We start from the raw sequence: 21,312 nt of genomic DNA, 5'->3' as shown, positions 1-21,312 counted from the left end.
ACAAAAAAAGTCAAACCTCCAGAAGTGCAGGACAAAAAACCTGCAACTCCCATGAGCTTTGACCATCACGAGTTTCGCTAATGTTATTGTAGCAAAATCAAAAAATTTGTCAATTTAAATGTACTGTAAAACTTTATCGCCCTTATAGGCTCGATCAATCAAGCCACCACCAAGACACTCTTGGCCCTGATAGAAGACCACTGCTTGACCAGGAGTAATAGCTCTTTGAGCTTCTGCAAACTGGACAATTGCCTTGTCACCCTTTACAGTCACTGTAACCTTAGCATCAGGCTGACGATAACGAAACTTTGCTGTACATTCCATCGTAAATTCCTCTGGAACTTGTTGCGTAAAATGAACCTGACTAGCGTCAAGGCTAGTTGACATGAGATTGTCATGATAGAAACCTTGACCAACATACAAAATATTTTTACTTAGGTCTTTGCCAACAACAAACCAAGGTTCATTGTCTCCACCATGTTGACCACCAATACCTAAGCCACCACGTTGGCCAATCGTATAGTACATTAAGCCAGCATGTTGGCCCATATCTCTTCCTTCAAAGGTCATCATCCGACCTGGTTGAGCTGGTAAATAGGTTCCTAGAAATTCCTTAAAATTCTTCTCACCGATAAAGCAAATACCGGTCGAATCTTTTTTCTTTGCTGTTGCTAGACCTGCTTTTTCAGCAATTTTCCTTACCTCTGGTTTTTCTAAATGCCCCAGCGGAAACATCACTTTTTGTAGCTGGTCTTGCGACAATTGACTCAAGAAATAGGTCTGGTCTTTATTGTTGTCAAGGCCGCGAAGCATGTGCACAATGCCGTTCTCATCGCGTTCAACTTGGGCATAATGACCAGTCGCCACATATTCCGCTCCCAGGGTCATAGCATAATCAAGGAAGGCCTTAAATTTTATTTCCTTGTTGCACATGACATCAGGATTGGGGGTACGCCCAGCCCGATACTCGGCCAAAAAGTACTCAAAAACTCGGTCCCAGTACTCTTTTTCAAAGTTGACAGAGTAGTAAGGAATGCCGATTTGGTCAGCCACTGCTGCCACATCCTTATAATCTTCGGTCGCTGTACAAACGCCGAATTCATCTGTATCGTCCCAGTTTTTCATGAAAATACCGATTACATCGTAACCCTGCTCTTTTAATAATAGAGCTGTTACAGATGAATCAACACCGCCACTCATCCCAACAACGACACGCGTTTTAGAGTGTTCACTCATCGTGTTCTCCCATCTTTTCGTTATTCACGATTGAAGGTCGTGTTTTTTGCTTTCAACGATTGAAGGTCGGCTCAAGCAAGCTCTATTATAGCACGATTAGGCAGGAAGGACAAATCAGAATACTTTTTAAAATCTCCTGTAAATTATCTTGACAAGTTTGTAAAGATAGTTTATAAAAAAAATCTCGATTAAATCGAGATTCTTTGTCTTATTGGAAATTTTCCTTTCTATTTTAATACCAGCCCTTAGCCAACCAAAAACTTTTTGCTGCTGACCAAGAACCATAACGACCCGCTACATAAGAATCGGCAACCCTCTCTTGATTTTCTGCCGATAAGTCTCCGTTCAGATAAGAGATAGTTAACTGATAACGACCATAATATTGACCATTTTGGGCAGTATAGCTACCACCCGATTCCTTTTGGGCAATCCATTCTTTAGCAGCCGCATCCTCACTAGACAAGGTATTTGATTGAGGTTGACTTGTCTCTGTGCTCTGAGATTTGACTTGATTATTAGCAGCGCCTGGCTGAGCTAACTCTAAAACCTGGCCAACTTGAATCAAATGGATATTGCTGATCTGATTTAATTTGGAAATTTCATCCACTGTTTGATTGTGGGATTTTGCGATACTTGACAAGGTATCCCCTGACTTGACAGTGTAGCTTTCTGCTTGAACGAGTTTAGGCAAGAAGAGAGCCAGGGCTGTAGCCATACCAGCTAGACCTAGCTTGACAGGACTCTTCTTAGTAAAAGTCATTTTATTAAACATAGTGTTCCCCTTTTTCTTTTAATAGGTCTCTATCTTACACCATCTTTATTACCAACCTATATAAAATGAGTAAATTTTATTACAGGAAGATTGAAATTGGGCTAAAAACCAGCCTAAATATCAACTTGTAAACTAGCTGTAAACTTAATTAAATATTGTTCTCACAAGCTAAAATAGAAAAAGTAAAGTTCCTACTGAGCAGAAGCCTGGTAGATTTGATATAATAAAATAAAGAAAAACAAGGAGTTGCCATGAAGTCTTTAAGGTTTCAATCCGTATTTGATATTATTGGGCCAGTCATGATCGGGCCCTCAAGTAGCCACACGGCTGGTGCTGTTCGTATTGGTAAAATTGTCTCTTCCATCTTTGCAGAAGAACCAACTGAGGTAGAGTTTCAACTCTTTAATTCCTTTGCCAAGACCTATCGTGGTCATGGGACTGATTTGGCCCTAGTAGCAGGTATTTTGGGAATGGATACAGACGATCCCAATATTCCCAATAGCTTGGAAATCGCCCATCAAAGAGGGATTAAGATTGTTTGGACAATCCACAAGGGCAGCAATGCTCCCCATCCCAATACGACTAAAATAACAGTAAGAAATGACCATAAAACGATTAGCGTTACAGGTGTCTCCATCGGCGGAGGAAATATTCAGGTCACTGAATTAAACGGCTTTGCGGTCTCCCTCAGTATGAATACCCCTACCATCATTATCGTCCATCAAGATGTGCCGGGTATGATTGCCCATGTCACAGACGCTCTTTCCCGGTATGGAATCAATATCGCCCAAATGAATGTGACCAGAGAAAAAGCGGGTGAAAAGGCCATTATGATTATCGAGGTTGACTCTAGAGAATGTGAGCCTGCCATTGAGGAAATCGGTCAGATTCCACATCTTCATAATGTGAATTTCTTTAAATAGGAGGAAGCATGTTTTATTCAATTAAAGAGTTAGTAGAGCAAGCTAGTCTCGATTATCAAGGAAATGTAGCAGAGCTCATGATTGCTACCGAACATGAGTTGACCGGCCGAGAGCGCGATGAGGTACTACGGCTAATGAAACGAAACTTGGAAGTTATGAAGGCCTCTGTTGAGCTGGGGCTGGATGAAAGTAAGTCTCGTAGTGTCTTGACTGGGGGGGATGCAGCCAAACTAGATGCCTATCTAAAAACGGGCCAGACCCTATCTGATTACACAGTCCTAACTGCCGCTAAAAATGCCATTGCCGTCAATGAACATAATGCTAAAATGGGCCTGGTCTGTGCCACACCAACAGCTGGGAGTGCAGGCTGTCTACCAGCTGTCCTGACCTCAGCCATTGAAAAACTTGGTTTATCAGAAAGTCAACAATTAAACTTTCTCCTGGCTGCCGGAGCTTTTGGCCTAGTCATTGCCAATAATGCTTCTATCTCTGGAGCCGAAGGAGGTTGTCAAGCAGAGGTTGGCTCTGCTTCAGCTATGAGCTCAGCAGCCCTAGTCCTAGCAGCAGGAGGAAGCCCTTACCAGGCTAGCCAAGCTATCTGCTTTGTTATCAAAAATATGCTGGGACTGATTTGTGACCCCGTGGCAGGCTTAGTTGAGGTGCCTTGCGTCAAACGCAATGCCATGGGTGCTAGTTATGCTTTTATCGCAGCTGATATGGCCCTTGCAGGGATTGAGTCAAAAATACCTGTTGACGAGGTCATTGACGCCATGTACCAAGTCGGCTCCAGTCTCCCTACCGCCTTTCGTGAAACAGCTGAGGGAGGACTTGCCACGACTCCTACTGGTCGTCGTTTGCAAGCAGAAATTTTTGGAGAATAAAATGGGAACAACCGTTTATTTTGTTCGTCACGCAGAGCCAAACTATAATAACCATGATGATGCCAGCCGCGAGCTGTCAAGAAGAGGTTTACAAGATGCACAAAAACTTGTAAACTTCTTTTCAAATATTATCATTGATAATTTTTACTCTAGTCCTTATAAAAGAGCCATAGATACTATTCAACCTCTAGCCCAAGCCCGTCAGAAAAAGATTGCCCTAGTTGACAACTTTTGTGAACGTAAAATTGATGATGTCTGGATTGAAGATTTTGAATCTTTTTCAGAAAGGCAATGGGCAGATTTTTCCTACAAACTAGAAAATGGGGAATCGCTAGCTCAAGTTCAAAAAAGAAATATCGAAGCCCTGGAGCACTTGCTAGGGCAAAATAAGCAAACGATACTGATTGCCTCACATGGAACAGCTCTGTCAACCATTGTCAACTACTATCAACCTAGTTTTGGCTATGAGAATTTTCAAGAAATCAAGTCTATCTTTCCTTGGATAGTCAAAATAAAATTTGATGGATTGACAAACTTGTCAATCACTTCTTACACAGAAATAGGAGTCCCTTTATGAAATACATTTTTTTCGATTTAGATGGTACCCTTGTTGATAGCTCAAAAGGAATCAAAGCCTCCTTTGCTCATACTTTCCAAAGGCTTGGCCAGAAGATACCTGGGGAAAGTGTCATTGATAGTTTTATTGGTCCACCACTTGAAGTTAGCTTTGCAAGGGTTGTCAAGCCAGAAAAAGTCTCAAATGCGATTGATTATTATAGACAATACTATAAAGAAGAAGGCATTTACGGTGTCAAGTTGTATACAGGCATTTTGGAACTTCTAGAAGGGCTAAAACAAAGGGGACATAGTCTTTATATCACTACCAGTAAAAACGAAGCAACTGCTCTGCAAATGGCAGAAAATCTAAAGATAAACAGCTATTTTACAGGCATTTTTGGTTCGCTACCAGATTCTTACCACAAGGCTGATGTCATCAAGCGGGCCCTTAAAGACAGCCAAGCCGACTTGAGCCAGGTTGTCATTATCGGTGACACTAAGTTCGATATGATTGGCGGTAAAGAAGTCGGAATTAAAGCTATGGGAGCCCTCTGGGGCTTTGGAAAGAAAGAAGACCTGCTAGCTAATGGAGCTGATTGCCTTGCTGAAAGGCCTCAAGCAGTCCTCCCCCTCCTATCAAAATTTTAAATAAAAAAACGACCCCTTAAAAGGTCGTTTTATTTCTATCTTAGTAGCCCCAAGCTGAAAGGCCTTGGGCGTTATAAGCACGTTGTGCTGCCGCGATTTGGTCATCAACTGTTGCAGTTGAACCCCAACCTGGCATTGTTTGGAAGAGTCCGCTAGCACCTGAAGGGTTGTAGGCATTGACTTGTCCATTCGATTCACGCGCAATGATATTTTCCCATGTTGAAGCAGGAACGCCTGTTAATTCAGCCATACGAGCTGCTGCATAAGAACCTGTAGCTCCAGCAGTATTGCCGTTTGCAAGGGTTACGCTTGAAGAGTAAGCAGAGTAGTCAGCCGCAGGTGCTGAGTAAGTTTCTGCTGTTACAGGAGCAACTTCAACCTGTGAAGCTACTGCTGTTTGACTAGCTGAATCTTGTGCAGGTGCTGCTTGAGCTTCTGCATTTTCATCAAGTTCTAAAACTTGTCCAACCGTAATCATGTCGGGATTGTCCAACTTGTTCAATTGAGCAAGCTTTTCAACTGTTGTATTTTTTTCTTTCGCAATCCCTGATAAAGTATCGCCTGACTTTACAGTATAGCTATCTGCACTAGCTACAACACCTGTAGCAAAAGCTGTCGCTGCTGCAAGTCCTGTGAAAGTCCATTTCATCGATTTTGAATTCATGTATATTAAAGTCTCCTTTCGATACTATCACTATCATACACATAAATTATTACTATTCCTTTTAAATAAGATTACAAAGATTACAGAAATATTTAATTTTAGAGGAAAAAGGCATAAAATCAGCTTTTTCACTGTTTTTGCATATATTATTGTGTTTTTCAGGTAAAAAGAGACTAACTTTTCAGGATAAAAAGGACTAGACCTAGTAAAAATAAAATTAGCAAGGCTAGACTGTCCCACCACTTCCAACTAAGTTGCCGATAGCGACTGCGGGCCACTTTTCCCTGATAGCCCCTGGCTTCCATAGCTGTAGCTAGGGCGTCTGCCCTCTTAAAACTGGAGGCAAATAAGGGAATAAGAAGGGGAATAAAGGCCCTTACCTTGTCAAGCAAGCTTCCTTGGTCAAAATCAACTCCCCGAGCTCTTTGAGCATTCATAATCCTGCTAGTATCATCAGCCAAGGTTGGTACAAAACGTAGGCTCATAGACAACATCAAGCCTAGCTCGCGCACAGGAAAGTTGAAAATAGTCAGGGGTTTTAGCAAGGACTCAACAGCATCAGCCAAGCTCAGGGGCATGGTTGTTAAGGTTAATAGGGTCGAAAAGATAATAATCAAGACAAAACGACAAAAGATAATTCCCGCCTGAGACAGGCCACCTTCTGTAATTTTTAAAAATGAAAACTGGACAAGAACCGCTCCACTATTAGTGAAGAATAGTTGAAATAAGGTTGTAAAGGCAATTAAAAACAACATAGATTTCAGACCTTTGAAAAAGAAGGTCCAGGGGAGCTTGGATAAAAAAAGCAAGCTAAAAGTGAAAACAAATAAAAGAAGGTTAGTGAGCGGGTTGTTGGCCCAAAAGATAATCAAGATAAATAAAAACAGGGCCAGTAATTTACTCCGAGGATCTAAACGATGGAGAATTGAATCACCTGGTAAATAGCGACCTAAAATCATTTTATCCATGTATTAACTCCTTAAACTCCTCAAGACTTATGGGTAGATGAGGTAAATTCAAGCCCCTTTTCTGCAAATTCTGAGCAAATTTGGTGATTTTAGGTACTCCTAGCTGGATAGCCTCCATAAAGTCAACATCTTGAAAAACCTGATAGGGACTGCCGCTCTTGACCAATCGACCCTTTTCCATCACGTAGACCTGATCAGCAAAATTAGCCACATCATCCATCAAATGAGTCACTAGAACAATGGTCATTCCTTGCGCATGAAGAGTTGAAAAAATATCCATCAATTCACGTCGACCAGCAGGATCCAAGCCTGCTGTCGGCTCATCTAGCACTAAAACCTTGGGCTCCATGGCCAAAATACCAGCAATTGCTACCCGCCTCATTTGTCCCCCCGATAGTTCAAAGGGACTGCGCTCATACAAATCTTCTGAAATCCCAACTAGGGCCAACTTTTCACGCGCTATTTTCTCGGCCTCTGATTTAGAAACACCAAAGTTTTGAGGACCAAAGGCCACATCTTGCAAGACTGTTTCGGCAAAAAGTTGACTTTCAGCAAATTGAAAGACCAGGCCTACCTCTTTTCGAAGCTTTTTAATATTCTTATTGCTTGATTTGGCACTAATTTCAAATTGATCGACCAAGACCCTCCCTTCAGAAGGAATCAAAAGGCCATTTAGTAGTTGTAAAATTGTTGACTTGCCACTACCAGTATGACCAATCAAGGCTGTATAGCTCCCTTTCTTGATTTCTAAATTAACGCCAAAAAGGGCCGGCCCTTCAAAGGGACTACCAGCCTGGTAACTATAACTAACATCATCTAGAGTAATTCCCATAGGTAATCTTGCAATTCCTTTTCTGTTAAATAGTGCTGGGGTAGGTGAAAGCCTAGCTCTAGCAAGGAGTCTTTCAGTTGATTGGTAAAAGGTTGGTCCAGGCCCAAATCCTGCAGGTCTGGCCTTGAAAACAAGTCTCTCGGTGTGGTGCTGGTTTCCACCTGCCCCGCTTTCATTACTAGGACTCGATCGCTAAGCAGGACCTCGTCTAAATCATGAGTGATAGAAATAACGGTTAATTGATGTCTGTCCTTAATCTTTTTCACTGTTTGAATCAGTTCAAATCGCCCTTCAGGGTCCAGCATACTAGTCGCCTCATCTAAAATAATTAGGTCTGGTCGTAAGGCGATAATCCCAGCAATGGCAACACGCTGTTTCTGACCACCTGATAAGCGGGCAGGTTCTCGAGTTTTGAACTCCTGCATATCCACAAGTTCCAAGGCCTCTCGGACACGTTTCAGCATCTCTTGACGTTCGATTCCCTGATTTTCCAAGCCAAAAGCAACATCGTCCTCAACCGTAGCCCCAACAAATTGGTTGTCAGGATTTTGGAAAACCATACCTATCTGACGTCGTTTCTCCCAGACATTATCAGCTCTTAATTTATCACCAGAGATAAAAATATCTCCACTGTCAGCCTCTAAGAGACCATTTAAGAGTCTAACTGTCGTTGATTTACCACTACCATTGTGGCCGATAATCGACAGCCACTCCCCTCGTTTCACGTGAAACGATAGATTTTTCAATACTGGAGTTTCCTCTTGGGAGTCATAGCGATAAGTAAGATTCTGAACTTCAATGATATTTGTCATATTATTTAAATGTATCTTTAAAGAGAAAGGCGCTACCCTTAAAATAGTCATAACCAGAGTAAATAGTAAAGACTAAGGAAATATAAAGGAAAATCTGACCCAGTAAGGAAAGGTGGAAAAGCAGAAAGGCAATGGCCAACATCTGGGTGAAGGTCTTAATTTTCCCGGGCATAGCCGCTGCTAAAACAGTACCACCTTGCTCTACCAATAAGAGACGCAAGCCAGTCACAGCTAGCTCTCGACAGATAATGATACTTACTAACCAAGCCGGTGCAAAACCTAGACCAACTAATAAAATCAAGGCAGACATAACCAAAAGTTTATCCGCCATCGGATCTGCAAATTTTCCAAAATTAGTCACAACCTGCCACTTACGCGCCAAATAACCATCTAAATAGTCTGTCAAACTAGCAAAGACAAAGATGAGACCCGCCCAAAAGTGTAGGCTATCCTTATTTAGCGACAGAAGAAGGATAAAGATGGGAATAAGAGCGATTCTAAGCAAGGTTAATAGATTAGGGATATTTTCTTTTTTCATGGTATTCCTTAACTTTCAATAGTAAGATTGATGATGCCGGTTTGACCAGTTAATTTTGAAGTATCTAGGACCTGATCGTTGATGGTCACTGTCACCCCTTCAACTTGACCCAAGTTAATCACTGATGATGAACCGACTGCTAGCTCTGTTGAAGCCGTCGTCTGCTCTGGAGACAAGGTGATTCCTCCGGCCAAGTCTGTTTCTGTCACACTTAGCCAATTACTTGTCTTTGATACCGAAAATTTCAGTTTCGCAGGCCTTTTCGCCCCCTTTAGTATCACTGTTAGACTAGCTCCACCGCCAGAAACAACTAGTTCCTCCTGGGAGCTTGTAGCCTCACTGCTGCTAGAGGAGCTGGTTTTCTCTTCTTTACTACTAGAGCTGGTTTCCTTGACTAGGCTATACCTAGCTGAGGATAATTTATTGACTTGATTTTGCCTCAAATAACCCCAAACATAGTAGGTCACAAAAGCTAAAATAGCCAGGGAAACCATCAGAAAATAAAAAAGAGGTAAATAAGAAGTATGTCCCTTACGATTTTTCCGACTACGCTGATCATTGATGTCCACATCAATTTCATCATAAGTGACCATACTTCCTGCCTCATAGGCTTCTAGAACAAGCTTTTCTTCTAAATCAACTGCCCAGGCATACTTTCGCAAAAAGGAACGAGCATAGAAAGGGCTCGGCAGTTTATCAAAGCGGTCTTCTTCCAAAGCCTGAAGTAGTTCAAGCTTTATATCAGTCTTTTTTTCCAATTGCTGTAAGCTCATACCCTGATTGATACGGGCTAAACGCAAAACTTCTCCTATCGTTTTTTTTCTCATACTTTCAATCCTCTTTCAAAACTATTTTACCAAATTTTCCTAGACCCACTCTTGCTATTTAGGAAAAATAGTAAAATCTGTCATATCACAATGTTCTATAAAATCACGTCCAATTGCTAGCACATCTTCCAAATGAATATCTTGTAAAATCTTAGGCAAGTCAAAGAGATTCTCTCCTTCCAGATGCGTCTCATACTGGGTTGCCATATACTCCAGAGAGTTTAAACCATGAAGGAAATCGCCATACATTTCGCTCTTTACGGTATCTAAGTGTTCCTCGCTAATATCTGCATCGGTAGCAAACTGTTTAATGGCTGAGCGAAATTGATGGGAGAGATGAACCGGCTCCTGGGTATCCATCAAGAGAATGACATAGTGGAAATGCTCCTCCACCTCGACCTCCAAGGTCAAAGAATGATCCATCTTTCCTGCCTCATAGAGGTCTTGGTAGCGTTTAGAGGTCCAGCCAAACATCATAGTAAAAAGTAATTTTAAAATAATCTTATAGCGGAAGAGGTCTCTTGAGTCAAGTGTCCTCACTCCCCTTAGACCAATAGCCAGTTTTGGACTAGCCACCTCCATCCTCATACTAGAAGTCGGAATAACCGGCTTTAATTCTAAAGGTAGGCGTTCAATTCTTTTATTTTCAGATGGCGCATCGTACAAGGCCTGTTGTTTTTGAATTTCATTAAAAATCTTTTCCAGCTCGAAATTACCAATCACAAATAAGCTCATATTTGAAGGATGGTAGAAGGTTTCAAAATTCTCATCCAAGTCCTCCACCGTAATTTCAGAGATGGACTCTTTACTACCTGCTATATCCTGAGCCAGAGGGCTTCCCGGGTAGAGATTAGATAAGGTTTCAAAAAACAAGCGATAATCTGGATCATCCTGATACATTTCGATTTCTTGATTGATGATTGCTTGCTCTTTCTGAATGGACTCCTCCGTAAAATAAGCCTCTCCTATCAAGTCTTGCAAAAGACTCAAATTTTCAGAAATATTGTTCGTAGTTGAAAAAAGATAACTCGTTTTGGTAAAACTAGTGAAGGCATTGCTCTCCGCTCCTAATTTGACAAAGTCTTGCAGCAGGTCCTTCCCCTCTTGGTTTTCGAATAATTTATGTTCTAAAAAATGAGCGATACCAGCTGGATAGCTAATAGCCTGCTTGGTCCCTCGAGGCACAAAATGAGTATCAATTGAACCAAAATTAGTGGTGATAATTCCATAACTTTCATTAAAATCTTTTTTTGGTAACAAAAAAAGTCGTAAACCATTAGGAAGAATCGTCCGATAAAGACTCTCCCCAATGGCTGAATAATCAATTTTTTCCAGACTTATTTCCTGCATTATTTCCCTTCCATAAAATAGATAGCCTGTAATTTTAAGCGACTAGCCGCAAGGATAACATCCTTTGTCGTGACCTTCTCTAGCTTGGCCAACCAAAGATCTAGCGGCAATAATTTTTTTCCTAAAACCGACTGCAGATAGGCCCTTTCCAGCAAGGTATTCTGTTTATCCTGGGCCAGAAGAGCTGAGTTTTTCAGCATTAGTTTGGTTTGGTTAAGCTCCTCTAGGGTGAAATTACCCTTTTTCAAGTCAGCTATCTGACGATTGATTAAGCTCATGGCCTTATTTCGATTTTTTCGGTCAATCCCCGCATAGACTCGCATCATTCCTGAAAAAATATCAAAACGACTGGAAACGGTATAGGCGATTCCCTCAGCTTCTCTGACCTTAACAAATAGTTTTGAGTGGGCATAGGTCCCCAAGAGGCCATTTAAAACGATTAAGGGGAGATGGCCCTCTTCCCCATATTGAATGTCGAAATGATAGGCCATCTCTAAAATGGACTGATTGACATCTTTTTGTTCCAAGCCCTCTTTTAAAACCTTAGAAAAATCTTGTTGGTAGGTTAATTCCAACTCCATCTCTCGAGGCCCAAAACCAAAGGATTCAAAACTTTCTTTCATGGCAACTTCATTGAAATCACCAATAAAGAAAATATCAATCCTATCCTCTTTCAGCATATTTTGAAAGACTGAAAAGCTGGTTTCAGCTGTTTCTTTTTTTATCAAATCAATCGTTGAAACCCTGGGAATTTTCATCTCTTCCTCAAGATAAAACAACTTGTTTAATTCTTGATGGGCATGATAAAAATGATTTTCAATTTCCGCTTCCAGGGCAGTGATGACATTTTTCTTCTCAACTTCAAAAGTGCTTAAATCAAAAGCAGTCTCATCAGCCAGGGGGGCTAAAAGACTAGCTTTTAAAAAGTCAATCATCTCATTGGTCAGGGTGTTCTTACGACTAAGAAAAGAATCTCTGACAAAGGATAGGTTGATATCAACATAATGGACCAAGCCTCTTTTAGAAAGACTCGTTGTATAATTAGCTCCATAAAGATTGGCTAATTTCTCCCTAAAAATTTGCGAAGTCGGGTATAGGCGATTGGCAGTTTCCAACATACTAGCAGCCAAAACACGACCAGCCACCGTCTCTTGCCTCATGGGTGCAGAGAAGCGAAACTTTATCTTATTGGTTTTAAATTTTTGTGATTTTATAAAATGAAGATTGACTCCTGTGACTATTTCCATAAGACCCTCGCACTTAGTAATATAGACTTCTATTATACCACGAAATCAGGCAAATTTCTTCTTTCCCACCATACTTTTTAATAAATGCAAATCTCAAGCGCTTCCTTATTTTCCTTTCAAAATAAAAGTTTTTTACCCCAGAATATGGTATAATAACTGAGATTGAGGTGTTTTATGGAATATAAATTATTTGATGATTACATCAGCTTGCAGGCCCTTTTAAAAGAGGTAGGAATTATCCCTACTGGTGGGGCTGTAAAGCTCTTTTTACAGGAAGAAACTGTTCTCTTAAATGGTCAAGAGGAAAAACGGCGAGGTAAAAAAATCTATCCTGGAGACTGCCTTAGCCTTCCTTCTAAGAATTTAGAAATCAAGCTAAGAACTCCTGACAAGGAAGAAAGAGAGCAATATCAAGCCCAGCAGGAAGAAAAGCAGAGACTTGCTAAACTTGTCAAGGAAATGAACAAAAATCTTAAGACTAAGACCAAGCCAAATAAGGGTCCAGCCAAAGACAGGCAGAAACCTGTTCGCTTTCCGGGGACCTAAAAATGTGGTTAAAAGAACTAGAAATCAAAAACTTCCGCAACTATGAGACAGCCAAAATAGATTTTAGCCCTGCCTTAAATATCTTTCTTGGACAAAATGCCCAAGGGAAAACAAATATCTTGGAAGCCATCTATTTTTTAGCCTTAACACGCAGTCATCGGACTCGTTCTGACAAGGATTTGATTCAATTTAGTAAAGAAACTTTACAAGTATCTGGTTTAGTTGTCAAGTCAACTAGTTCTATTCCAGTTGACATTGAATTGACAAGTAAAGGGCGGACAAGCAAAATCAATCATTTAAAGCAAGGCAAACTGTCTGATTATATAGGAACTGTAAATGTTGTTTTATTTGCACCTGAAGATTTACAACTTGTAAAGGGAGCTCCTAGCCTCCGTCGTAAATTCATTGACATAGAGCTTGGGCAGATTAAACCCATTTATTTATCAGACTTATCTCATTACAATCATTTTCTCAAACAAAGAAATGCTTATCTGAAAGCCAATGACCGAATAGATGAGGCCTTTCTTTCTGTTTTAGATGAGCAACTCATTGATTACGGCTGTCGAGTCATCAAGCAACGCCTAGATTTTTTAGAAAAATTAGAGCAACTAGCCCAGGAAAAACACTGGGATATCTCCCAAAATACTGAAAAATTAACCCTTAAATACCTATCTACTGTTCCTTTCGAAGATTTAAACGATTTGGAAGCTTCTTTTCGCTCTGCCTTGGAAAAAAGTCGTAAGAGGGACTTATTTAAAAAAAATACGGGTCTAGGACCCCATCGAGACGATCTTGGCTTTTTCATCAATCAAATGGATCTTAATTTTGGTAGTCAGGGACAACAAAGGAGCTTGGTTTTATCTCTCAAGCTAGCTGAAATAAAACTCATTGAATCCATAACCAAAGAGAGTCCTATCCTTTTATTAGACGATGTTATGAGCGAACTTGACAATAGACGTCAACTAAAACTCTTAGAAACCATTACCGACAATATTCAGACCTTTATCACAACAACCAGCTTAGAACATTTGAAAAACTTACCCAAAAACATTAGTATTTTCAATATAAAGCAGGGAGTAATCAATAAAGACTAATAAACTAATTTACAACGATGTAAACTTAATCTTTTAGACTAAATGTCTCAAGGACTAGTTGCTATCCATCAGCCAGATACACTTTCCAACCCTGTCAATATTTAGTCAATAAAATTTACAATTAGTTGACAGTTGTCAATCTATATAACTGATAAATAAGTCTATTGTTGTAAATAATCTGTAAATCTATACTTTACTAAAAAGCAAAAACCCCAGCCATAGATAATAGCTGGGGTTTTTGCTTTTTAGATTATTGAACTGAATAGTTTGGAGCTTCATTTGTGATTTGAACGTCATGGGGATGACTTTCTTTCAAACCAGCCCCACTCATTTCTACAAACTGGGCATTTTCATGTAGTTCTTGAAGGTTAGCAGCTCCAACATAACCCATACCTGAGCGAATACCACCTAGCATTTGGAAAACAATGTCAGCAGCAGCTCCCTTATAGGCCACACGACCCTCAATTCCTTCTGGGACTAGTTTATTGGCTTCATTAACAGAACCTTGGAAATAGCGATCACTGGAGCCTTTTTTCATGGCTGCAATCGAGCCCATACCACGATAGGTCTTAAATTTACGACCTTGGAAAATTTCGGTTTCTCCAGGTGCCTCATCGGTCCCTGCAAACATTGAACCTAGCATAACAGCATTTCCTCCTGCTGCTAGGGCCTTGACAATATCGCCTGAGTACTTGATTCCGCCATCAGCAATAATTGTCTTACCATATTCACGAGCTACCCCAGCTGCATCATAGATAGCTGTAATTTGAGGAACACCAACCCCAGCAATCACTCGAGTTGTACAGATAGATCCTGGGCCTATTCCCACCTTAACAACATCAACTCCTGCTTCATAAAGAGCACGAGCTCCTTCTGCAGTGGCTATATTTCCTGCAATTAAGGTCCGATTTGGAAAATGCTGACGAATTTCTGCAATTTTTCGTAGGACACCAGCTGAATGACCATGTGCCGTATCAATAACAATGGCATCTGCTCCTGCTTCAAAGAGGGCCTCAGCCCGCTCAAAGGTATCAGAGGTTACTCCGACTGCACCTGCAACTAGAAGACGACCAAATTCATCCTTGGCTGCATTAGGAAATTCAATCACTTTTTCAATATCTTTAATCGTGATTAAGCCGGATAAGCGACCATTTTCATCCACCAAGGGCAACTTCTCAATCCGATGTTCTTGTAGGATGCGTTCTGCTGTTTCCAAATCTGTTCCCACAGGTGCGGTAACTAGATTTTGGCTAGTCATGTGGGCACTAATTGGCTGCTCAAAGTCGGTGATAAAGCGCATATCGCGGTTGGTTAAAATCCCGACCAATTTGCGACTTTCCATAGTCTCTACAATCGGAACACCGCTAATTCGGTAGCGTCCCATCAATTCATCTGCTTCAGCGATGGTATGATTAGGAGTTAAGAAGAAGGGATCAATAATTACACCGTTTTCAGAACGTTTTACCTTACGAACTTCGTCTGCTTGTTCGGCAATTGACATATTTTTGTGAATGACACCCAGTCCACCTGCACGCGCCATGGCAATCGCCATCTTGCTTTCTGTCACGGTATCCATGGCTGCTGTGATAATTGGGATATTTAAGGTCAGATTTTCAGCAAGCTTGGTCCTTAAATCGGCATCGTTTGGCAAAACATGGCTCTCTGCTGGAATCAGTAAAACATCGTCAAATGTAAAGCCCTTTTTTAAAAATTTTGTGTCCCAGTTTGACATCCACAAGTTCCTCTTTTCTATTTGATTAAAACTAGCTCATTAAAGCTAAAGCAAGGTAATTGATAATATAATACCATTCTAAAACAATTTGTCAACAAATTGTTACTATTTAAAGTAATCAAGCCCCATGGCAGACTTCACTTCGGCCAGGGTTTGTCCTGCAACCTCTCTAGCTCTTTCGCTCCCTTTTTGGAGCATCTCATAAACCTGCCCCATATCCTTGGCAAATTCTAGCCGCCTTTCCCGGATGGGACCCAGTTCACGTTCAAGGATATCAAGGAGATAGCGTTTGGTTTTTACGTCTCCCAAGCCCCCTCTTTGATAGTGCTCCTTCATCTCAGCAATCTCTTTCAAATCTTCAGGCCGAGCAAATACATCTAGGTAATGGAAAACCATATTCCCCTCAAGCTGGCCAGGATCTTCTACCTTGATATGATTAGGATCAGTATACATGCTCATGACCTTCTTTTTCAAGGTGTCCGCATCATCAGCCAAATAGATACCATTATTCAAAGACTTGGACATCTTGGCATTACCATCCAAGCCCGGTAAGCGACCAGCAGCCTCATTATCTGGATAGATTCCCTCAGGTTCAACAAGAACATCAGTCTGATAGGTATGATTAAAGCTACGAACAATTTCTCTTGTTTGCTCTATCATCGGCTTTTGGTCTGTTCCTCCGGGCACATAGTTGGCCTTAAAGGCTGTAATATCAGCAGCTTGAGAAATTGGATAAACCAAAAATCCGGTAGGGATACTTTCTCCAAATCCTTTTTGGGAAATTTCTGTCTTTACAGTAGGATTGCGCTCTAAACGTGCTAATGACACCAAATTCATATAGTACATTGTCAGCTCTGACAACTCTGGAATTTGACTTTGAATAAAGATGGTCACTTTTTCAGGGTCTAGTCCAGCTGCCAGATAGTCAAGGGCAACATTCCCAATCGACTCTACAACCGTTTCTGGATCCTTGGCATGGTCGGTCAAGGCTTGCTGATCCGCCAAGAAAATAAATAGTTCATGTTCTCCCTTATTTTGCAATAATACACGATTTCGCAAACTCCCCACATAATGACCAATATGTAATTTTCCTGTTGGACGATCTCCTGTTAAAATAATCGGTTTAGTCATTTTACCCTCCTCAATTTGTGCTGACCTCATTATATCATTTTCAAGTAAAATGAGAAAGAAAGGTTTGTAAAATAATTCAATTTCTAAGCCCAAAAACTCCCTAGGTAAAAAATAGGTCCCAAGAATTTTTTAGAATTTGAAAAAAGTTGAATTTTCTAGTAAAATGAAGCTAGTTATAGAAGAGGAGAATTTTAAATTGCTTACTGTATCCGATGTATCACTGCGTTTTAGTGATCGAAAATTATTTGATGAAGTAAATATTAAGTTTACAGCTGGAAATACATACGGCCTTATTGGTGCCAATGGTGCCGGTAAATCAACCTTTCTGAAGATTTTGGCTGGAGATATTGAGCCGACTACTGGTCATATCGCCCTTGGCCCAGATGAACGTCTTTCAGTCCTTCGACAAAATCATTTTGACTATGAGGATGAACGAGCAATTGATGTCGTCATCATGGGAAATGAGCAGCTCTACAACATTATGAAGGAAAAGGATGCTATCTACATGAAGGCTGACTTTTCTGACGAAGATGGGGTAAGGGCCGCTGAATTGGAAGGGATTTTTGCAGAATTGGGAGGTTGGGAAGCTGAAAGCGAAGCTGCTCAACTACTACAAAACCTTAATATTCCTGAAGATTTACACTATCAAAATATGAGTGAGTTAGCTAACGGAGATAAGGTTAAGGTTCTTTTAGCCAAGGCCCTATTTGGTAAACCAGATGTTCTTCTCTTGGACGAACCTACCAATGGTCTGGATATCCAGTCTATTACTTGGCTAGAGGACTTCCTAATCGACTTTGAAAACACCGTCATTGTTGTTTCCCACGACCGCCACTTCCTAAATAAGGTCTGCACCCACATGGCTGATCTTGATTTTGGTAAAATCAAACTTTATGTTGGAAACTACGATTTCTGGAAGGAATCTAGCGAATTAGCTGCCAAGTTACAAGCAGATCGAAATGCCAAGGCTGAAGAAAAAATCAAAGAACTCCAAGATTTCGTTGCTCGTTTTTCTGCCAATGCCTCTAAATCCAAACAAGCAACTTCTCGTAAAAAGATGCTTGACAAGATAGTCTTAGAAGAGATTATCCCATCTAGCCGAAAATACCCATTTATCAACTTTAAGGCTGAGCGTGAAATCGGAAATGACTTGTTGACAGTTGAAAACTTGACTGTCAAGATTGATGGTGAAACTATCCTTGACAATATCAATTTTATCTTGCGTCCAGGGGATAAGACGGCCTTGATTGGTCAAAACGATATTCAAACCACAGCTTTAATCCGCGCTTTAATGGGGGATATTGACTACGAGGGAACGATTAAGTGGGGTGTAACAACCAGTCAATCCTACCTGCCCAAGGATAATTCTCGAGACTTTGCCGGTGGTGAAAGCATTCTTGATTGGCTACGTCAATTTGCAAGCAAGGAAGAAGATGACAATACCTTCCTAAGAGGCTTCCTAGGTAGAATGCTCTTTTCTGGTGACGAGGTTAACAAGTCTGTCAACGTCTTGTCAGGGGGAGAAAAAGTCAGAGTGATGCTTTCAAAACTGATGTTGCTCAAATCCAATGTCCTTGTTTTAGATGACCCAACCAACCACCTTGATTTGGAATCTATTTCAAGTTTAAATGACGGTTTGAAAAACTTTAAAGAATCCATTATTTTCGCTAGTCATGACCACGAATTTATTCAAACCTTGGCAAATCATATTATCGTCCTCTCTAAAAAGGGAGTTATCGATAGAATCGATGAAAGTTATGATGAATTTTTAGCCAATGCCCAAGTACAAGAAAAAGTAAAAGAACTTTGGAAAGATTGAAAAATCTAAAAAATTCCTAACCTCAGTAAATCTTGTATATAACAAGGTATTCTTTAGCTTTACTTGATGAGCTCCATGTGGGGGTGGGACCATGAACAATTCTCTTTAGAATCTGTTCCGTCCCTCCCCTTTTTAAGCCTATTGCCTATGAAAAAAATAAAACACTTTTTTAAAAATTATTGGTCCCATCTCCTTGCCTTTCTCCTGCCCTTTGCTATTATGTTGTCGGTCTATTTTACTCAAGGGATTTATTGGAATAGTGAGACCTCGCCCTTGCTGGGAGATGGTTTCCACCAGTATGTAATCTTTGATATCAATCTAAGAAATATCCTCCATGGAAACGATAGTCTCTTTTACACTTTCACTAGCGGCCTGGGACTTAATTTCTATGCCCTATCTAGCTACTATTTGGGCAGTTTTCTATCTCCTTTGGTCTATTTTTTTAATCTTGAAAATATGCCAGATGCGGTCTATCTTTTTACCTTGATTAAATTCGGCTTGATAGGACTTTCTTCCTTTGTTAGCATCAAGGGGATTTTTAAAAAAATTCCTCCCTTGCTCATTTTAGTTCTTTCAACATCTTATGCACTAATGAGCTTTGCAACCAGTCAAATTGAAATAAAAACCTGGTTGGATGTTTTTATTTTGGTACCACTTATTCTTTATGGTTTACACCAACTTGTCTTACAAAAAGGAAGAGTTCTCTACTTTACAAGTTTGACAATCCTTTTCATTCAAAATTATTACTTTGGCTACATGGTGGCTATCTTCCTGGTTTTCTGGTATCTAACAGAAATTTCTTGGGACATTAAAAAGAGAATAAAAAGTTTACTTGACTTTACAATTGTGTCAATCTTGGCTGGTCTAACTAGTCTGGTGATGATTCTACCAACCTTCCTTGATTTAAAGACGCATGGGGAAAAATTAACAAGTATCACTAGGATCCTGACTGAGAAGAGTAATAACTTAGACCTATTTGCAAAAAATTTTATCGGTAGTTTTGACACAACCAAGTACGGATCAATTCCCATGATTTATGTTGGCTTGCTACCGCTGGTCCTTGCCCTAGTCTTTTTCACCCTGAAATCAATTAAGTTTCACGTGAAACTTTCCTACCTCTTTCTTATTACCCTTCTCATCGCTAGCTTCCGTTTACAAGCCCTTGACTTATTCTGGCAAGGAATGCATGCTCCAAATATGTTCTTACATCGCTATTCCTGGCTCTTTTCTATCCTAGTTATCTTTTTAGCCGCCCATACTCTCAATCGTTTTGAAGAGATTAAATGGAGAAATCTCCTAGCTGCTTTTTCTTTTTTAGCTCTGGGCTACCTACTCACTTTTATCAATCGAAAAAGTTATCCATTTTTAACAGCTGTCAACTTTGTCTTGACACTAGAGTTTTTCCTAGCCTACTTGCTAATCTTTTCCATTTCCATAAAATCTTTTATTCCCAAGAAGATTTTTCTTGTGTCAACCTTATTTTTTGTCTGTTTTGAACTTTCTCTTAACACCTATTATCAAATCAACGGAATTGCCAAAGAATGGGTCTTTGCTAGCCGTAAGTCTTATGCAAAAAACTTGACTGAGATTGACAAGCTTGTAAAGGAGGCTAAGGACCAGAATAAAGACTTTTATCGAACAGAGGAATTGGAAACTCAGACCGGTAATGATAGTATGAAGTACAATTACAATGGAATTTCACAATTTTCATCGGTACGTAATACCTCAACTAGTTCAACCTTAGACAAGCTAGGTTTCAAATCTGATGGAACCAATCTTAACCTAAGATACCAGAATAATACGATTTTAATGGATAGTCTCTTTGGACTAAGCTACAATCTCTCTGAGCAAGATCCCTTAAAATACGGATTCAGTCCCTTTAAAACTGAAAATAGCTTGAGTCTCTATCAAAATCAAAATGCCAGCTCCTTGGCTTTCTTAACAGATTCGATTTACAAAGATGTCAAGTTCAATAACCTAACCCTTGACAATCAAACTAAATTCCTAAATCAAGTAACCGGTCTAGATTTACAGTATTTCTACCGTAGGAGTCCCATTTTTTCTTATAATGTTCATCAATTAGATAAACGAATCATTGCAAAAGTTGACCAGGCCAATCACTCTAGCTTTGCCAGCGTGGCCTATACCTTAGAAATTCCTGCTGCTAGTCAAGCTTATGTAAATATTCCTAATCTTCACTTTACCAACGATGACCAAAAGCTTGTTGATGTGACTATTGGAGATCGAACTCTTCGTTATGGAACCAACAATGTATTCTCCTTTTTCAATCTTGGTTATTTCCAGGAAAAACAAACAGTCACTGTTCGATTTACTTTCCCAGATAACTCCCAAGTATCATTTGATCAACCAGAATTTTATACAGTTGATGTCAACAACTACCAGGCAGCCTTCGATAAGCTCAATAGTCAAGAGGTTAAGGTAAGAAACAAGAATAACCAGGTCATTGCCCAGTATCAAGCCAAAAAAGATACCTCACTCTTCTTTACTCTACCTTATGACAAAGGGTGGACTGCCAGTCAGGATGGTAAGACTTTAAAAATCGAGCGTGCACAAAAAGGATTTATGAAGGTAGATGTAAAGAAAGGAAAAGGAACAATCAAGCTAAGCTTTGTCCCTCAAGGATTCAAGGAAGGCCTTATCTGCTTTATTTTAGGCATCACCTGTTTTATCCTCTACAATCGTAAAAAATCTTTAAAATAAAGCAAGCTAAAAA

At 40.1% G+C, this 21,312-nt stretch carries 20 protein-coding genes; 8 read left to right on the top strand and 12 right to left on the bottom strand.

The genetic code is table 11. The features are described from left to right. Positions 1–114 precede the first annotated feature (114 nt). Both mnmA and apf read right to left on the bottom strand, forming a co-directional pair. Entirely contained in the window at positions 115–1,236 is a 1,122-nt protein-coding gene (gene mnmA / locus C4K46_RS09340; RefSeq protein WP_209628849.1) for a tRNA 2-thiouridine(34) synthase MnmA, read from the bottom strand. Between the two features lie 232 nt (positions 1,237–1,468). Further along, on the bottom strand, positions 1,469–1,996 hold the full coding sequence (gene apf, locus C4K46_RS09335; RefSeq protein WP_420853785.1) for an aggregation-promoting factor: 528 nt from the start codon (positions 1,994–1,996) through the stop codon (positions 1,469–1,471). 263 nt (positions 1,997–2,259) lie between these two features. Here apf and sdaAB point away from each other — a divergent pair, with 263 nt between their 5' ends. From sdaAB to C4K46_RS09315, 4 genes are read left to right on the top strand one after another with little or no spacing between them, the layout of a single operon-like run. Beyond that, positions 2,260–2,931, top strand: coding sequence for an L-serine ammonia-lyase, iron-sulfur-dependent subunit beta (sdaAB, locus tag C4K46_RS09330; RefSeq protein ID WP_209628845.1), 672 nt, complete (start codon positions 2,260–2,262; stop codon positions 2,929–2,931). 8 nt (positions 2,932–2,939) lie between these two features. After that, positions 2,940–3,812, top strand: coding sequence for an L-serine ammonia-lyase, iron-sulfur-dependent, subunit alpha (gene sdaAA / locus C4K46_RS09325; protein WP_209628843.1), 873 nt, complete (start codon positions 2,940–2,942; stop codon positions 3,810–3,812). Between the two features lies 1 nt (position 3,813). Beyond that, on the top strand, positions 3,814–4,389 hold the full coding sequence (locus C4K46_RS09320; protein WP_209628841.1) for a histidine phosphatase family protein: 576 nt from the start codon (positions 3,814–3,816) through the stop codon (positions 4,387–4,389). Beyond that, complete coding sequence (locus C4K46_RS09315; RefSeq protein ID WP_209628839.1) at positions 4,386–5,018, top strand: HAD hydrolase-like protein; 633 nt, start codon at positions 4,386–4,388, stop codon at positions 5,016–5,018. The genes C4K46_RS09320 and C4K46_RS09315 overlap by 4 nt, the downstream gene beginning before the upstream one ends. 40 nt (positions 5,019–5,058) lie before the next feature. Here C4K46_RS09315 and C4K46_RS09310 read toward each other — a convergent pair whose 3' ends face one another. The 8 genes from C4K46_RS09310 to yfmF form a co-directional block, all read right to left on the bottom strand. Next, complete coding sequence (locus C4K46_RS09310) at positions 5,059–5,682, bottom strand: LysM peptidoglycan-binding domain-containing protein (RefSeq protein ID WP_209628837.1); 624 nt, start codon at positions 5,680–5,682, stop codon at positions 5,059–5,061. 173 nt (positions 5,683–5,855) lie between these two features. Continuing rightward, positions 5,856–6,650: an energy-coupling factor transporter transmembrane component T family protein gene (locus tag C4K46_RS09305; RefSeq protein ID WP_209628835.1), complete on the bottom strand. Its 795-nt coding sequence runs from the start codon at positions 6,648–6,650 to the stop codon at positions 5,856–5,858. Next, entirely contained in the window at positions 6,643–7,482 is an 840-nt protein-coding gene (locus C4K46_RS09300; RefSeq protein ID WP_209628833.1) for an energy-coupling factor transporter ATPase, read from the bottom strand. The genes C4K46_RS09305 and C4K46_RS09300 overlap by 8 nt, the downstream gene beginning before the upstream one ends. Beyond that, positions 7,467–8,294, bottom strand: a complete 828-nt coding sequence (locus C4K46_RS09295; RefSeq protein WP_209628831.1) for an energy-coupling factor ABC transporter ATP-binding protein — start codon at positions 8,292–8,294, stop codon at positions 7,467–7,469. The genes C4K46_RS09300 and C4K46_RS09295 overlap by 16 nt, the downstream gene beginning before the upstream one ends. A 1-nt stretch (position 8,295) precedes the next feature. Next, on the bottom strand, positions 8,296–8,832 hold the full coding sequence (pgsA, locus tag C4K46_RS09290) for a CDP-diacylglycerol--glycerol-3-phosphate 3-phosphatidyltransferase (RefSeq protein WP_209628829.1): 537 nt from the start codon (positions 8,830–8,832) through the stop codon (positions 8,296–8,298). 8 nt (positions 8,833–8,840) lie between these two features. Next, positions 8,841–9,659: a cytoskeleton protein RodZ gene (gene rodZ, locus C4K46_RS09285; RefSeq protein WP_209628827.1), complete on the bottom strand. Its 819-nt coding sequence runs from the start codon at positions 9,657–9,659 to the stop codon at positions 8,841–8,843. Between the two features lie 54 nt (positions 9,660–9,713). Further along, on the bottom strand, positions 9,714–11,009 hold the full coding sequence (gene yfmH, locus C4K46_RS09280) for an EF-P 5-aminopentanol modification-associated protein YfmH (RefSeq protein ID WP_209628825.1): 1,296 nt from the start codon (positions 11,007–11,009) through the stop codon (positions 9,714–9,716). Continuing rightward, positions 11,009–12,256 carry an EF-P 5-aminopentanol modification-associated protein YfmF gene (yfmF, locus tag C4K46_RS09275; RefSeq protein WP_209628823.1) on the bottom strand — a complete coding sequence of 416 codons (1,248 nt, stop codon included), beginning with the start codon at positions 12,254–12,256 and terminating at the stop codon, positions 11,009–11,011. The genes yfmH and yfmF overlap by 1 nt, the downstream gene beginning before the upstream one ends. A gap of 174 nt (positions 12,257–12,430) precedes the next feature. On the opposite strand from yfmF, the gene C4K46_RS09270 reads away from it, so the two are divergent. Then, positions 12,431–12,802 (top strand): RNA-binding S4 domain-containing protein, encoded by a 372-nt coding sequence (locus tag C4K46_RS09270; RefSeq protein ID WP_209628821.1) that lies wholly within the window; start codon positions 12,431–12,433, stop codon positions 12,800–12,802. A 2-nt stretch (positions 12,803–12,804) separates the two neighbouring features. Continuing rightward, positions 12,805–13,896 carry a DNA replication/repair protein RecF gene (gene recF, locus C4K46_RS09265; protein ID WP_209628820.1) on the top strand — a complete coding sequence of 364 codons (1,092 nt, stop codon included), beginning with the start codon at positions 12,805–12,807 and terminating at the stop codon, positions 13,894–13,896. Positions 13,897–14,146: 250 nt separating this feature from the next. Here the strand turns inward: recF and guaB are convergent, their stop codons facing one another. Then, a complete protein-coding gene (gene guaB / locus C4K46_RS09260; RefSeq protein WP_209628818.1) occupies positions 14,147–15,628 on the bottom strand; it encodes an IMP dehydrogenase in 1,482 nt (493 codons plus the stop codon). Positions 15,629–15,733: 105 nt separating this feature from the next. After that, positions 15,734–16,759, bottom strand: a complete 1,026-nt coding sequence (gene trpS / locus C4K46_RS09255; RefSeq protein ID WP_209628816.1) for a tryptophan--tRNA ligase — start codon at positions 16,757–16,759, stop codon at positions 15,734–15,736. Between the two features lie 196 nt (positions 16,760–16,955). On the opposite strand from trpS, the gene C4K46_RS09250 reads away from it, so the two are divergent. Further along, entirely contained in the window at positions 16,956–18,578 is a 1,623-nt protein-coding gene (locus C4K46_RS09250) for an ATP-binding cassette domain-containing protein (protein ID WP_209628815.1), read from the top strand. A gap of 147 nt (positions 18,579–18,725) precedes the next feature. Further along, a complete protein-coding gene (locus C4K46_RS09245; RefSeq protein ID WP_209628813.1) occupies positions 18,726–21,299 on the top strand; it encodes a YfhO family protein in 2,574 nt (857 codons plus the stop codon). Positions 21,300–21,312 lie beyond the last annotated feature (13 nt).

Origin of the sequence: Streptococcus oricebi (genome assembly GCF_017883985.1) — a bacterium.
Taxonomy (GTDB): domain Bacteria; phylum Bacillota; class Bacilli; order Lactobacillales; family Streptococcaceae; genus Streptococcus; species Streptococcus oricebi.
This window is presented reverse-complemented; position numbering and strand designations above follow the sequence as displayed.